This is a genomic window from Bacillus sp. P4_E1 (genome assembly GCF_056401715.1).
Genome location: NZ_JBFUIV010000006.1, coordinates 233,855 through 249,790, shown reverse-complemented (window position 1 = coordinate 249,790; position 15,936 = coordinate 233,855). Strand labels below are relative to the sequence as shown.

The 15,936-nt window shown below is 36.5% G+C and carries 13 protein-coding genes and 2 riboswitches; of the genes, 4 read left to right on the top strand and 9 right to left on the bottom strand.

The features are described 5' to 3' along the window. Positions 1-11 precede the first annotated feature (11 nt). Entirely contained in the window at positions 12-3,410 is a 3,399-nt protein-coding gene (metH, locus tag AC1DS7_RS11330) for a methionine synthase (protein ID WP_016100612.1), read from the bottom strand. Continuing rightward, a complete protein-coding gene (locus AC1DS7_RS11325) occupies positions 3,410-5,242 on the bottom strand; it encodes a bifunctional homocysteine S-methyltransferase/methylenetetrahydrofolate reductase (protein WP_016100611.1) in 1,833 nt (610 codons plus the stop codon). The genes metH and AC1DS7_RS11325 overlap by 1 nt, the downstream gene beginning before the upstream one ends. Positions 5,243-5,312: 70 nt before the next feature. Next, positions 5,313-5,422: riboswitch (SAM riboswitch) on the bottom strand. Positions 5,423-5,624: 202 nt separating this feature from the next. Then, a riboswitch (SAM riboswitch) is annotated at positions 5,625-5,738 on the top strand. An 89-nt stretch (positions 5,739-5,827) separates the two neighbouring features. Here AC1DS7_RS11325 and metI point away from each other — a divergent pair. From metI to AC1DS7_RS11310, 3 genes are all read left to right on the top strand, one after another. After that, complete coding sequence (gene metI / locus AC1DS7_RS11320; protein ID WP_002143142.1) at positions 5,828-6,940, top strand: cystathionine gamma-synthase/O-acetylhomoserine thiolyase; 1,113 nt, start codon at positions 5,828-5,830, stop codon at positions 6,938-6,940. After that, positions 6,937-8,100, top strand: coding sequence for a cystathionine beta-lyase (gene metC / locus AC1DS7_RS11315; protein ID WP_016100610.1), 1,164 nt, complete (start codon positions 6,937-6,939; stop codon positions 8,098-8,100). Before metI ends, metC begins: the two co-directional genes overlap by 4 nt. 495 nt (positions 8,101-8,595) lie before the next feature. After that, positions 8,596-8,886 carry an ArsR/SmtB family transcription factor gene (locus AC1DS7_RS11310; protein ID WP_000894375.1) on the top strand — a complete coding sequence of 97 codons (291 nt, stop codon included), beginning with the start codon at positions 8,596-8,598 and terminating at the stop codon, positions 8,884-8,886. Between the two features lie 150 nt (positions 8,887-9,036). Here the strand turns inward: AC1DS7_RS11310 and AC1DS7_RS11305 are convergent, their stop codons facing one another. Both AC1DS7_RS11305 and AC1DS7_RS11300 read right to left on the bottom strand, forming a co-directional pair. After that, positions 9,037-10,149, bottom strand: a complete 1,113-nt coding sequence (locus tag AC1DS7_RS11305; RefSeq protein WP_012261713.1) for a class I SAM-dependent methyltransferase — start codon at positions 10,147-10,149, stop codon at positions 9,037-9,039. A gap of 9 nt (positions 10,150-10,158) precedes the next feature. After that, on the bottom strand, positions 10,159-10,788 hold the full coding sequence (locus tag AC1DS7_RS11300) for an MBL fold metallo-hydrolase (RefSeq protein ID WP_002034035.1): 630 nt from the start codon (positions 10,786-10,788) through the stop codon (positions 10,159-10,161). Between the two features lie 170 nt (positions 10,789-10,958). Here AC1DS7_RS11300 and AC1DS7_RS11295 point away from each other — a divergent pair, with 170 nt between their 5' ends. Continuing rightward, a complete protein-coding gene (locus AC1DS7_RS11295; protein WP_002034036.1) occupies positions 10,959-11,129 on the top strand; it encodes a DUF2759 domain-containing protein in 171 nt (56 codons plus the stop codon). 80 nt (positions 11,130-11,209) lie between these two features. On the opposite strand, the gene glcK is transcribed toward AC1DS7_RS11295, so the two are convergent. The 5 genes from glcK to AC1DS7_RS11270 form a co-directional block, all read right to left on the bottom strand. Beyond that, complete coding sequence (gene glcK, locus AC1DS7_RS11290) at positions 11,210-12,193, bottom strand: glucokinase (protein WP_002034037.1); 984 nt, start codon at positions 12,191-12,193, stop codon at positions 11,210-11,212. 19 nt (positions 12,194-12,212) lie between these two features. After that, positions 12,213-12,413 (bottom strand): YqgQ family protein, encoded by a 201-nt coding sequence (locus tag AC1DS7_RS11285; protein WP_000253699.1) that lies wholly within the window; start codon positions 12,411-12,413, stop codon positions 12,213-12,215. 103 nt (positions 12,414-12,516) lie between these two features. Continuing rightward, a complete protein-coding gene (locus AC1DS7_RS11280) occupies positions 12,517-13,095 on the bottom strand; it encodes a 5-formyltetrahydrofolate cyclo-ligase (protein ID WP_002034038.1) in 579 nt (192 codons plus the stop codon). A 104-nt stretch (positions 13,096-13,199) separates the two neighbouring features. Further along, positions 13,200-13,349, bottom strand: a complete 150-nt coding sequence (gene rpmG / locus AC1DS7_RS11275) for a 50S ribosomal protein L33 (protein WP_001265616.1) — start codon at positions 13,347-13,349, stop codon at positions 13,200-13,202. 69 nt (positions 13,350-13,418) lie between these two features. Then, positions 13,419-15,773 (bottom strand): sugar phosphate nucleotidyltransferase, encoded by a 2,355-nt coding sequence (locus tag AC1DS7_RS11270; protein ID WP_016100609.1) that lies wholly within the window; start codon positions 15,771-15,773, stop codon positions 13,419-13,421. Positions 15,774-15,936 lie beyond the last annotated feature (163 nt).

Below are 15,936 nucleotides of genomic sequence, written 5' to 3'. Positions count from 1 at the left end.
CCCCTTCTACACTATAGTACACTAAAATACCTTGCCTCAGGGTGAGAAAATACCATAGCCGTTACAGACGCTTCTGGCTCCATCATAAATCCTTCTGTTAATGAAATACCTATTTCTTCTGGATGAATTAAGCGAAATAATTTTTCTTGATCAGCAAGTTCTGGGCATGCTGGATAACCAAATGATACGCGTATTCCTCTATATTTTGTACGGAATCTCTCTTCCATCGTCAGTTCAGGTGAATCTGGAATTCCCCAACGATCACGAATGAGCATATGTGTTTTTTCAGCAAGTCCTTCTGCTAATTCAAGTGCTAACGACTGAATCGCATGACTGCGTAAATAATCTCCCTTCGCCTTCCACTCCTCTGCAATATCTCGAACCCCTTCTCCAACGGTAACAGATAAGAAAGCGACATAATCCATCTCATCTCCAATCGGGCGTATATAATCTCCTAAAGTACGGTATGGTGCTTTCCCTTGTCTCGGAAATTCAAATCGCTCTATAATACGTGTGTGATCTTCCGGATCGTATATAATTATATTTTGTCCATCACTTTGCGCCGGGAAAAATTGATACACCGCTTTTGGGCGTAACCAAGATTGTCCTTCTTGTAATAATTCATCAATTAAATCATTTAGCTCATGTGCTCTTTTATCCCCTTCTTGCAAGAGTTTTTTTACGTTTCCTTTTAACCCAAGATGGTGTCCAATTAACATTTGTCTATTTAAAAACGGTGCAAGATGAAGGGCAGGAATATCCCGTAATACAACTCGTTTCGTCGAATCTGGCACTATAACAGTTGCTTTTGGCAACGGCTCAATAACTGCGGGAATTTCTATTTTTTTCTCCTCTTGTTTCACAATATGAAGATGGCGTTCCTTTTTATCTCGCTTCATCTTTTCACGTTCTTCTTCTTTTTGTAATTTGTTAATAATATCAAGACCTGTCATTGCATCACTTGCATAACATACGAGCCCTTTATAAGATGGAGAAATACGATTATCTGTAAATTTCCTCGTTAGTGCTGCACCACCTACAACAATTGGAATATCAATATTCGCTGCTTTTAAATCTTCAGCAGTCGTTACCATTTGTTGCGCTGATTTTACTAACAAACCAGAAAGGCCAATAATATCAGGTTTCTTTTCTTGTACTTCTTGAACAATTCGATCCGAACGAACATTAATTCCTAAATTAATAATTTCATATCCGTTATTTGATAAAATAATTTCAACAAGGTTTTTCCCAATATCATGTACGTCTCCTTTAACAGTCGCTAATAATACTTTCCCTTTTTTTGCACTCTCACTAGATTCCATATGTGGCTCTAAATAACTTACGGCAGCTTTCATACTTTCAGCACTTTGCAATACTTCAGCAACGATAAGCTCATTACCATTAAATAATCGCCCCACCTCATCCATTCCTGTCATAAGCGGCCCGTTAATAATATCCAGAGGTTTTCGTCCTTCTGTAAGCGCGAGACTTAGATCTTCTTGTAGTCCTTGCTTCGTACCTTCTACAATATAATTTGCCAGTCGTTCATCAAGTGTTAGCGTTTCTTGTATAACGACATCTTTCTTTTTGGCAACACGATAAAAGTTTGTAAATTTTTCTAACGTCTCTTTCGTCGTTTCAAATAATAATGCATCCGCAAGACGTTTTTCTTCCTCTGGAATTAACGCATAGCGTTCTAATTTTTCCGTATTAACAATCGCATAATCTAATCCTGCTTTCGTTGCATGATATAGAAAGACAGAGTTTAATACTTCACGTCCAGCTGGTGGTAAACCAAAAGATATATTACTCACACCTAGAATCGTTAAACATTCTGGTAACGCTTCTTTAATAAGACGAATTCCTTCTATAGTCGCTGCCGCTGAACCTATATATTCTTCATCACCTGTTCCTACAGGAAACACAAGCGCATCAAAAATAATATCAGATGGGCGTATACCATACTTTTTCGTTAGTAATTCATAGCTTCTTTTAGCAATCTCTATCTTTCTTTCTGCACTAACTGCCATACCATCTTCATCAATTGTCCCTACAACTATCGCAGCACCGTATTTCCGAAGAAGGGGTGTCACTTTTTCAAAACGTTCTTCTCCATCCTCTAAATTAATAGAATTGATAACACCTTTTCCTTGAATATAAGTAAGAGCTTTCGCCATAACATTTTCATCTGTTGAATCAATCATAATCGGTACTTTTAACACTTTCGTAACTTCTGCCAAGAATCTTTCCATATCTTCTATTTCATCACGATCAGGGTCTGCCATACAAATATCAATAATATGAGCATTTTTCTTCACTTGCGCTCTTGCCACTTCAGCAGCCTCTTCAAATTTCCCTTCTGCTACTAATCTTTTAAACTTACGCGATCCAATTACATTCGTCCTTTCTCCAACAAATAAAGGCCTCATAGAATCATCATATTGCAACGCTTCTAGTCCACTAATTCCATGTCCAACCCTTTCATGATGCTCACGAGGATTAATCGAGGCAAGCGCCGATTTCATTACACGTATATGTTCTGGTGTTGTGCCACAACAACCACCAATAATATTAATCCATCCTTCTTCAGCAAAACGTTTTACTTTTTCAGCAAGTGACGCTGGAGATTCGTGATAATGCCCATCTTCATCAGGAAGACCAGCGTTTGGATAACACGAAATATAACACTCCGATAAATCAGATAGGGAACGTATATGTTCCCTCATAAATTCTGGACCAGTAGCACAGTTTAATCCAACCGATAATGGCTTCATATGCTCTACCGATAAATAAAAGGCTTCGATCGTTTGACCCGCTAAAGTCGTTCCCATCGGTTCAATTGTTCCAGAAATCATAATAGGTACTATTTTGTTTAGTTCTTCAAACGCCGATTGAATTCCAATGTACGCAGCTTTCACATTACGCATATCTTGACTCGTTTCAACGAGTAATACATCAACTTCTCCTCTTAATAGTCCTCGCGCTTGCCTTGTATAGGCTTCAATTAACTCTTCAAAAGTCACACCACCTGTAACACTAATCGCTTTCGTCGTTGGTCCCATCGCTCCCGCAACATACACTTCTTTCCCACTTTCTTTAACCGCTTGCTTCGCCAAAAGCGCTGCCCTTTCGTTTAACTCTTCATCTAAATGAGACAATGCATAATCACTTAATACAATATTTGTTGCACCAAACGTATTCGTTTCAATAATATCTGCTCCAGCTTCAATGTAGACTTTATGAATATTTAAAATAACATCCGGTCTTGTTTTTACTAAATATTCATTACAACCTTCGTATTCTTCTCCTCCAAAATCTTCCGCTGTTAAGTCTTCTTGCTGGATCATCGTTCCCATTGCACCATCTAATATTAAAATTTCATGTTGTAATCTCTCTTCTATTCGTTTCATCAATTAATACCTTCTTTCACTTCTTGCTTTTCTCTCACATATTTCACGAGATGTTCTGTAATTTCATATTTTAAAAACGGTGTAATAAGATAAATACCGTTAAAGTATTTCATCGCCGCATCGATCAACTCTTGTGAAATACGAATCCCTTCCTCTATGGCTGCCTCTTTCGTTTCATGTCCATCCATTCTTTGTCTTATCTCTTCAGGAAGAGTAATACCCGGCACTTCAAAATGAAGAAAATCTGCGTTCCGCTTACTTACTAACGGCATAATTCCAATAAAGATAGGTTGTTCCAAATGCTTTGTCGCTTCATATACTTCTTCTATTAAAGCAACATCATATATCGGCTGCGTTAAGAAATATTCAGCACCAGCATCAATTTTTCGTTCCATTCGCTTGACCGCTGCTTTTAAATGCCTTACATGAGGATTGAATGCACCTCCAACAGAAAATCTTGTTGCCGGACCAATTGATTTCCCTAAAATAGAGCGTCCGTCGTTCATCTCTTTAATCATTTTAATGAGCTCTATCGATGACAAATCATATACAGAAGTTGCACCTGGGAAATCACCAACGCGCGCTGGATCACCAGTTAAAGCTAGCACTTCCTCCATACCTAATGCTGATAATCCAAGTAAGTGAGACTGTAGTCCAATGACGTTATGGTCTCTACACGTTAAATGCGTCAATACTGGAATATCATGCTTCGTTAATAATGCACCCATAGCCATATTCGAAACACGAGGAGATGCTAATGAATTATCTGCTAGAGTAATAGCATCCGCTCCAGCCCTTTTCAGTGCTCTTGCCCCTTCAAAAAAACGCTGCGTGTCTAACGTTTTCGGTGGATCTAATTCCACTACAACTGTCGTTTGTTTCTTTGCCTTTTCTGCTAGAGTAACATGAGCTCTCGAACGCTTCTCATGTGTATGGACCACTTTAGGCCTTTGAATCGTCTCCTTTGCTATTACAGGTGCAACATTTAGAGTAGCACGTTTCATTCCTTCAATATGTTCCGGGGTAGTACCACAACAACCACCTAATAAACGAATACCTTGTTCAATAAATTTCGGTGTCATTTCTTCAAAATACGCTGGACTTCCCTCATATACGTAACGCCCTTCCACATAATTCGGGAGACCTGCATTCGGATATGCTGATAAATAGCCATTTTGAGGAATCGATATCATTTTGAAAGCTTCCGTCATGTGAAGCGGGCCTAGTTGACAGTTCAACCCAACAACATTGGCACCGTAATCTAAAAGCTGTTTTAATATTTCATTGACATCATTCCCATTTTGAGTCGTACCTGCCTCATGTAACGCTAACTGAGCAACAATCGGAATATTCGTTTGTTTACGCAATACTTTAACCGCATGCAATAATTCAAATTCATCATAAAAAGTTTCTAATAGTAATCCATCAACCTGTTCTTCTAGTAAAGCACCTGCCTGCTCAAGTAACATAAATTCTCGCTCTATATCAGTCGTTGTAACAGCACCAATATGTTTCATACCTCCAATTGTCCCTAAAATTGCATTCCGATCTGTTACTGATGCTTTCGCAATATTCACTGCCGCTTTATTAATTTGGACAACTTGATTTTCTAGACCATACATGCGGAGTTTCGCTTCATTCGCACCATACGTATTCGTTTGAATAACATCTGCTCCAGCAGCTACATATTGTTTATGGATCGATATAATTAAGTCCGGATCAGACAAATTCAATTCTTCAAAACTACTTTGTAAACCATGCGAATGTAATAACGTTCCAACCGCACCATCACCTATTACAATTCCTTTTGATAATAAATCTAGTAATTTCACGAATCTCCCTCATTTCTATCAATATAAAAACCCCCTCTTCACTTTGAAGAGGGGGACATAATTGTTCCTCCTCTTATTATGCAAAACACACGTTTTGCAGGTTTTAGCACCGTTTCAAACATTTAGTTTGAAGGTTGCCGGGTTTCACAGGGCCTTTCCCTCCACCGCTCTCAATAAGAGTTTGTCTTTATTATTTTATTTATGTAGCTAAAAGGAAATACGTTCCCCTTTTAACAATGTTTGTTAATTTTTTATAAATTTAGCACGCACTAAAATAAAAGTCAATGACACTTGCGGAAAAATAAAAATTATTTAAAATAAAGTTGCAATTCAAATATCTTTTGTTGTAAAGTTAAAACCATAATAAAATTTCATACGAACATTCTTATCTAGAGAGGTAGAGGGACTGGCCCTTTGACGCCTCAGCAACCATTAACATTCATTCGTTAATAAGGTGCTAATTCCAGCAAATTGTGAAAGATTTGACAGATGAGAAGAAGACTCTATTCAATCCGAAAGCCTTCTTCTTAGAAGGCTTTTTTTATTTTCACTTAGTCGTTCACTTTAAAAAGGGGGAATTTTCACATGTCAACAATCGAAACAAAACTAGCACAAATCGGGAACCGTAGCGAAGCTACAACAGGAACGGTTAATCCACCTGTTTATTTCTCAACTGCTTATCGTCACGAAGGAATTGGTAAATCTACTGGATTTGACTATTCAAGAACTGGAAATCCGACTCGTGGCCTTTTAGAACAGGCAATTGCAGACTTAGAAAGCGGTGAGCAAGGGTATGCCTGTAGTTCAGGAATGGCGGCTGTTCTCCTTGTCCTTTCACTATTCCGTTCCGGAGATGAGCTTATCGTATCTGAAGACTTATACGGGGGAACATATCGTCTATTTTCCGAACATGAAGACAAGTGGAATATTCGATGTAGATACGTAGATACACAATCTATTAAACAAATTGAGCAAGCAATCACATCTCAAACGAAGGCTATTTTCATAGAAACACCGACTAATCCATTAATGCAAGTAACTGATATCGTAAGTGTAGCAAGTGTAGCGAAAAGGCACGGACTACTTCTTATTGTAGATAACACGTTCTATACGCCTTATATACAGCAACCATTAACAGAAGGTGCAAACATCGTCCTTCATAGCGCAACTAAATATTTAGGCGGTCATAACGATGTACTAAGCGGACTTGTCGTTGCGAAAGGGAAATCTCTTTGCGAGGAGCTTGCTCATTATCATAATGCCTCTGGTGCTGTCTTAAGCCCGTTTGATTCATGGCTATTAATTCGAGGCATGAAGACTTTAGCACTTCGCATGAAACAGCATGAAGAAAACGCTCATGCAATTGTTGCTTATTTAAATGATGAAGATGGTGTGACAGATGTATTTTATCCAGGAAGAGGTGGTATGATTTCATTTCGCCTTCAAGATGAAACTTGGATTAATCCTTTCTTACAATCTTTATCCTTAATTACATTTGCTGAAAGTCTTGGCGGTGTCGAAAGTTTAATGACTTATCCAGCAACGCAAACTCATGCCGATATTCCAGAAGATGTTCGAACAGCACGTGGTGTGTGTAATCGTCTTCTCCGTTTTTCAGTCGGCATCGAAAATAGCAACGACTTAATTCAAGACTTAAAGCAAGCAATTAAACTTGTAAAAGAAGGTGTAAGAATATGAGTTATTCCATAGATACGCTTTTACTGCATAATCAATACAAGCATGACTCACATACAGGAGCTGTTAACGTTCCCATCTATAACACATCAACATTCCATCAGTTTGATGTAGATGCTTTCGGAAAGTATGACTATAGTAGATCTGGAAATCCAACACGTGAAGCTCTTGAAGATATCATTGCTTTATTAGAAGGCGGGACAAAAGGATTTGCCTTTGCATCAGGCATTGCAGCCATTTCTACTGCATTTCTCCTTCTTTCACAAGGTGACCATGTTCTTATTTCAGAAGATGTATATGGAGGCACTTATCGAATTGTTACTGAAGTTCTCTCCCGTTATGGTGTTTCACATACATTTGTTGATATGACCAATGTGGAAGAAGTAAAAGAAAACATTAAACCAAATACGAAGCTCTTTTATGTAGAAACACCTTCTAACCCACTTTTAAAAGTGACAGATATTCGCGCTGTTTCTAATCTTGCAAAATCTATTGGTGCTCTTACTTTTGTTGATAATACATTTTTGACACCACTATTTCAAAAACCGCTTGATCTTGGCGCTGATGTCGTTCTTCATAGCGCTACAAAGTTTATTGCTGGTCATAGCGATGTCACCGCCGGATTAGCTGTCGTAAAAGATGAAGAACTCGCTCAAAAGCTCGGCTTTCTACAAAACGCTTTTGGTGCTATTTTAGGACCGCAAGATTGTTCTCTCGTGCTTCGCGGCATTAAAACATTGCATGTACGTCTCGAACATTCAGCTGCAGGTGCCAACAAAATCGCAAATTTTTTACAAGAGCACACTAAAGTTCAAAATGTCTATTATCCTGGCTTACAAACACATCTTGGATTTGACATTCAACAATCTCAAGCTACATCAGCCGGAGCTGTCCTATCTTTCACTTTACAATCAGAAGACGCACTCCGCCAATTTTTATCAAAAGTAAAATTACCTGTCTTCGCAGTTAGTTTAGGTGCTGTCGAATCGATTCTTTCCTACCCAGCTAAAATGTCACATGCAGCTTTATCACAGGAAGCACGTGATGAAAGAGGGATTTCCAATTCATTACTCCGTTTATCGGTTGGCCTTGAAAATGTTGACGATTTAATATCCGATTTTGAAAATGCCCTTTCTTATGTAGAAGAACCTGTAAATGCATAAAGGGAAGAAACGAAGCTGTGTACGAATAATAAAACTCTTCAAGAAATAAAATAGTTGTTTAAAAAGATGAACTCTAGAATAAATGACTGATGACTTGATTATTCTAAGATGTATCAGTTACATCCAAACATTTCATTATCATCATAATCAGCTTCTTTTCTTTTAACCTGTTATATATTCTATATATAACATTATAATTCCTTTGTCATATTATTTTAAAAATTTTGTATATTCATTTGAAAGAATAAGAAAATCATGATAAAATTGTGTTACGAATATATCTATATCTTTCAATTTTTGAAACGCATCAAAATTTTCACTCAAAAATGTCATTTTACAAAACTGTGCAAATTTATCTATTTTATTTACATCAGGGTCTCTTTTCTTACAATTTCTTTACTTTAGGACTTTTTTTCTGCAACAACTGTTTTCTTTTCTTTGATTTTTTGGTATGTATAGTATGGTATAACAGCTCACACGGAGGTGGAAAAGAACATGTTAGAAACCTTTCAAAAAGAAATAGAACTATATGAAAGCAATGCAGAATTATTGAAAGTGCTTGCTCATCCTGTTCGCTTATGTATTGTAAAGGGATTAATTGAACGTGGCCCAAGCAACGTTTCTACAATGTACACAGGCTTAAACATGCCACAATCTACAATTTCACAGCATTTAGCAAAGTTAAAAAGTGCTAAAATCGTTTCTAGTGAAAGAAAAGGATTGGAAATTTACTACAAAGTAGAAAACGAAACAATCATTCAACTCGTTCGCGTATTATTAGGTTAGGGACCTATAGACAGAGAAAAAGAGTGTATTCTATATTTTTCATCTCATATCTTTAATATAAATATATATCATGAGAGAAAATATATAATGCTACATAATTAAAAGTCGTATTAAAAAACAAGACACAGAAAATACTGTGTCTTGTTTTTTTCATATTGTTAAATATTGATTCAAAAGTAAATTCTTCATATCTTTTGTGTGTATAACAACATCGAAAGCATTACCTAATCCTCCGTTCAAAATCATAGAGCGAATAGCTCTATTTAGTTTTTGAGTTTCAGAAAAAGGGTTGGTATCTTGATGGCTAGCAAGCTGATCTAATATTCCTGCTGCTAACAAAAACTCTGATTGCTTCCTATGCCATATCGTATTAATTCCTTGTAGCTCAAAATTCATCTTCAACTCATCCCAATGAACATGCGTAGTAAGGTCCATTTCTCCTGGATATGCAAGAGGATTACGAATTAGCTTGTGCTTATAATATCCTCTTAAACTTCCTTCACGATGTGCAGGATGCATCCATTCTTCTTTTGTATATCCATAATCAACTGTAATACATATACCTTTCTGAAACCATTTCGCAATCTCTTCTATATACTCTTCCATTGCAATAGGCACTTCAAAGCGCTGCCCCTCAGCAATATGAATGTTATATTTCAATAAGTAACGACCGACTCTTTTCTCTATCGGTCTAAATACTTCTGTAAGGTTTCCCTCATCTGTATACGTGATACGTACTTCATACAAAATTCCATTTCTTTTCTCAACTATCTCAACAGGAAACGCATCAAATAATTCATTCGAAAAAATAATTCCTTCGAAAGACTCTCCCATTTCAATATAAGATGTATAATACGACACATTATCAAATAAGCAAAGCCTCTCCTGTTGTAGCCTTCTATGAAAAGGGCTCACTTCAATAATTGAATAGTTTAAATTGATAAAGGTTTCCGGAGATAATTGTTTCCATTCTTGTAAAACATCATAGGCAAACTTTCCTGTTCCCCCACCAATCTCACAAATATTTGGAAAAACTTCTCCCTTTTCAACAAGCCGAATAAAAAACTTAGCAAAAGTCTTCGCAAATACAGAAGATACATTGCTACTCGTAAAAAAATCTCCCTGTCTTCCAATTTTTTCACGTTCCCTCATATAATACCCATGTTCCTCTGCATATAATACGAGGTTCATATACGTACTATATGAAATCGAATGATCCTTTTCTTTTCCCATCCATTCTCTTAAATTGAGCTCCATCCCCATAATGACTCCTTATTGTAAAAATGGATTATTTTCTTTTTCAAATCCAATACTTGTTTCTGGACCGTGTCCACATAGTACTGCTGTTTCATCTGGTAATACAAATAGCTTCTCTTCAATACTTCCAATTAATTCAGCAAAACTTCCACCAGGTAAATCCGTTCTTCCAATACTCATTTGGAACAATACATCTCCAGAAAATACAGCATTCGCTTCTTTACTATAATAAGAGATACTTCCTGGAGAATGTCCTGGTGTCTCAAAAATTTCAAAACTAAAAGAACTGATCGTTAATGTACCCTCTTCGTCAATAATATGATCTGCTGGTTTTGCTGTAATACTGCGGTTCATCATAAAAATTTGCGAGCCATTCACAGTTGCATCACCTAACCAATTCGCTTCTTCTTTATGTACGTATACCGGAATATGAAAAGCGTCTCTCACGGCATCAACAGCACCAATATGATCGAAATGAGCATGTGTTAATAAAACCGCAAGTGGCTTTAACTGTGCTTCCTGTAAATATGTAACAAGTTTCTCTCCTTCATGACCAGGATCAAAAATAATACACTCATTTTGATCATTCGTTAAAATATAAGCATTTGTTTGTAATGGGCCTAAAGGCATTTGTATCCATTTCATATGAAAATCTCCTCCAGTTATTTAATTTACTTTTAATGATACAACATTTCTTTCTCTTAGGAAAAGAAGGCGTGTTATCTCGACAATCATTTTTAAAACATGTACAATATAAAAGAGTAAATATTCTAAAAACTCATTCTAAGGAATGAGTAGACAGAGGAGGATATTGTATGGGCCTTGTTATTATTTTTACGCTAGTCACTCTGTTAGCTGTATTTGCTACGCTTAGAACACTTCGCGAAAAAAACTTATTCGCGGGCGGCTTCGCTATTGCAACCGTACTTGTTTTCGGATGGTTTACAATCATGACTGTTCTATATAATGGGTACCCACCAGCTTAATCCATTTACATTTTTATTCTCCAACAAGATCTTGCATAAAAAGAGGAAGGGGGCCCCTTCCTCTTTTCATTATTCACAACTTATATCATCTTCGCCTCGTATTTGTGCTTTTTTACAAGCCACGCTCCTCCAATTACACCTGCATCATTACCAAGTATTGCAATTGCTAACTTTGTGCTCTTTACAGCACGAGAGAAAGCATATTGCTCGAAATAACGTTGAATTGGCTCTAATAGTGCGTCTCCAGCTTTAGATACGCCACCACCAATTACGATTTTCTCTGGGTTCAACGTACTAGCAAGGTTCGCTACAGCTAATCCTAAATAAGAAGCTACTTTTTCCACTACTTCACCTGCTAGTTCGTCACCTTGTCCAAGTGCTTCAAATACATCTTTTGATGTAATAAGCCCTTCTTCTGCTAACATAGAACGTAAAACACTTTCTTTATCTGTCTCTTGTATTTGTTGCATAGCAACACGTACAATACCTGTTGCAGAGGCTACCGTTTCTAAACAACCCGACTTCCCGCAATTACATGGAAAAGCGTTCTCTGTAACAACTGTAATATGTCCAATCTCACCAGCAGCACCGCTTATACCATGTACAATCTCACCATTGGCGATAACACCACCACCAACACCAGTGCCAAGTGTCATACAAATTAAATCTTTTGCTCCTTCACCAGCACCTTTCCACATTTCACCAAGCGCCGCTAAGTTTGCATCATTATCAATAACAACAGGTAATCCCGTTTCTACTTCTAGTAAATCCTTTAACGGATAGTTTTTCCATCCTAAATTAACCGCTTCATAAATCATTCCAGATGCCACATGTACAGGACCAGGAGCTCCCATACCAATACCAATTAGCTTGCTTTTTAATTCACCTAATTCTTCTAACTTTTTATCAATAGCTTTCGCTACATCAAGTGTAATATGTTTTCCTTGTTCATTTGTATTCGTAGGGATTTCCCACTTATGTAAAATTTCACCATACACATTAATAAATGCTAATTTAATCGTTGTACCACCAAGGTCAACACCAACTAACCATTTCTCTTCCATGTTACTTACCTACCTTTATCTAATTCTTATTTAGCTCTTTTTGAATTTCTTGCTTCAATAAAAATAAAGCTGTTTGATAGTCTTGTGGGTCGATTAGCTGTGATTGATTTAATTCACGCAATTCATCTTGCATTAATTGTAAATCTGCAATTCGATCACCCGTATAAATAATCGTACCAAATTTCTTTAGCAATTGCTGAATATCATAAATAGATACCATTTCATCACCCTCTATGCTCACTTACTATAAAAAATTATAATAAGAAAACGTTCACATATTTTATTATAATCACGAAGAAAAAGTCTCGTCAATTTTTATTTGTCTATACAAGCCCATTTTTAACCATTGTTCCTTTTTCTGTAATAATTTTTTCTACATTTTTATCAAATGGCTCTACTGGAATATGTTCTACCATTTGAAAACTATAAGCTAATGATAGCGCTTTCCCTTTATAATGCACGAGATAACGATCATAATAGCCACCGCCATATCCAATCCGTTCTCCTCGCTCTGTATAAGCTACGCCTGGCACGATTTGAAGATCAATTTCATCTGCATTCACTTCTTCCGTAAGCGCTGGAATTGGTTCACGTAAATTCATATACACTGTTTCTAATTGATCAAAATTACTAATTTTCCGGAAAGACATCGTTCGTGTTCCTTTATTACACTTCGGAACAACAACTTTCTTTCCTTCTTCCCAAGCTTTTTCGATAATAGGATATGTATTCACTTCATTTTCCATTGAGAGGGTGATTCCAATTGTTTTAGCTTCAACCCACTCTTTTTGCGCATACAACGAAGCTGCAATTTGCTCTGATAAAGTTGTATACCGTTCTTCTGATAAAGAATTCATGTGTTCTATTATTTGTTTACGTAAACGTAGTTTCTCTTCTCTCACACATTTTCCCCCTCACAGTGACACTTTGCTCTACGATGATAGTGTATCACTTTTAACAGAGGAACCGAATAAAAAAAGAAACAGTAGGAAAATATTCCTACTGCTTACTTTGTTTCACGGTGTAACGTAGACTTCTTGTCACGCTTGCAATACTTTTTAAGCTCGATACGCTCAGCGTTGTTACGTTTGTTTTTCTTTGAGATATAGTTACGATCTCCGCATTCTGTACATGCTAGAGTAATATTCACACGCATTCTTATTTCCCTCCAGTACTAATAACTTAAATCAGACTATACTATAATACCACTTTTAAAATAAAAATTCTACACCTTTTGATATTGTCTAATTTTTTCTATAAGATTTTTCATGTTTTCCCTTGCTATTACTGGGTTTCTAGCATGCGAATACACTAAAAATTTCGGTTGTTTTGTGTCAGAAACGATATAAGACCACTCTTTTTCGGTATATTTGAACTGTACTCCTTCAAATATACCTTCTTCCTTTCTTTCCATATCAGCCAATAATTTCCTCATTACTTTCCCTTTTTCATTCCATGAACATACAACTTCATCACAAAGTAGATAGAGCGGAGGTGATTGCTCTACTATGCTGAGAAATGTTTTTCCCTGCAATGCTATTAGCTCGAATAATTTTCCAATTCGATATAAAATATCTCGCTTCCATCTCGCTTGAAACGACTTTTTTTCATCCTGCGTATAAAATAGAAGGTAACATTCTCCTAACTTCAAAGACATCGGGTAAATATTTCCTGCCGATTCAAGTAATAAATCTGGAATATCTACCTCTTCAAAATCTGTTCCCTGGTAAATATTACTATAATTATCATATAACTCGAAATAATTTCCTTGCTCTGAAAACATAAGTGCCATATTTGCTTTACTTGATTTCATCAAGGCTTTCACATGATGCTTTTGTTCGCCCGCATAAATCCATGTAACTGTGCACCCGAGCCTTTGCAAAAAAATCATAAGTAAATGTTGTAACATATCATTTCTCTTATTAATAAGAAGATGAAACTTCTGTTTTTGTATCGTTTCAATATCAATACGCTCTAACACAGCTTCTACATAATTATTTGCAGAAACGTGAACTAGCTTATTTCGCCCCAGTTCTTTCTCAGAAGCGTAATAAAACGACTCAGACATATATACTTGTTCTATCTCTTTTTGCTGCTTATACGTTAAAAACGAGCCCTCCTTGCCATACAGTTGTATAACAATCCCTCTTTCGCTTTCCACTTGAACGAAAACTCCACCTGCACATTGCAAATTATGAATGGCATACTGAAAAAGCGACTCATTCATTTCTTTACATTCCATCGTATGAATCCCGCTGCCATGAATGGCATGGAGGAATAAATTTTTAAAGGAAGTTGTTTCTATATTTTCCTGACTTCCAATCAATATACTCTCCCCTTTGGCAAAAAGAGATCCATAAGCCATTGCAACTTTCACAATAAATTGAGGAGTAATTTCAACATTACCCCTTCCTACAATTCGGCTTTTTTGTAACCATCCTGCACTCTTTTCACTCTCTTTAACACCGGCAGAACCTACTATCGAATGACTATCTATCTCCTTATATGGCCATATTTTTCCTTTTTGCTTAATTACTGTACTTTTCCCTATATGACAATGATCCGCTACAATACTTTTTTGAAAAAGTGTAACATCATCTTCGACCATTGTATGATTTCCTATTGTTGTTTCTAACAACTCACAATTTTTTCCTATATGAGAATTTGCAAAAATGATGCTTTTTTGAAGATGAGAATAACTTGAAACGATACTATTTTTCCCGATAATAGAGTACGGTTCAATTACAGCCCCTGCACCAATCATTGCTCCTTCTCCAATAAAAGAAGGGCCATGAATTTTCGTCCCTTTTCCTATCGTTACACCTTCTCCCATCCACACCATCGGTAATACTTCTGTATATGGAATAGGCACCTTCAATTTTTTCGTCAACAAATCGAATTGAGCTTGCCGATATTGATCAAATGTACCAATATCTAGCCAATAGTCTTCTGATAAATATGCAAATAAAGCATTTTTATTTGCCAATAAAGGAAACACATCATGACTGAAATCCGAAAATTCCATGGATGGTATGTAAGAAAAGATTTCTGGCTCCATTATATAAATACCTGTATTCACAATATTAGAAACTACCTCATTCCAACTCGGCTTTTCTATATATCGTATAATTTCTTGTTCTTTATTCATTACAACTAACCCAAATGAAAGTGGGTTTTCTACTTCTTTCACAAACATCGTTACCATTCTCTTCTTCTGTTCATGAAATGCAATTCCTTCTGATAATTGAAAGTCAGTTAGTGCATCCCCACTAATAACAACAAATGTTTCATCTAAAAAACTTTCGGCTTGCTTAATACTCCCTGCTGTTCCAAGCGGAGGAGAATCTTCAAAATAATACAAGTTAACTCCCCACTTACTACCATCACCAAAGTATTGCTTAATAGCGGTACTCATATATTGAACTGTAATTGCAATTTCACGAATACCATGCTGACGTAATAATTCAATATTATATTCAAGAACTGGTTTTTCTAACAATGGTAACATCGGTTTTGGAGTATTACATGTTAATGGTCTAAGGCGTCTCCCTTTTCCTCCAGCTAAAATAACCCCCTTCATATACTTCAGCCTCCACTTATATAATGTTCAAGAACTCCGTATATCATTTACCCCACATTAACTGCAGTAAAAGTCCGGTTTGGTATGATCTAACAATCAGCGAGAGACAGCCCCACTAATTAAAGCCTCACTTTATAAATAAATGTACCTTTTAACTCCCACC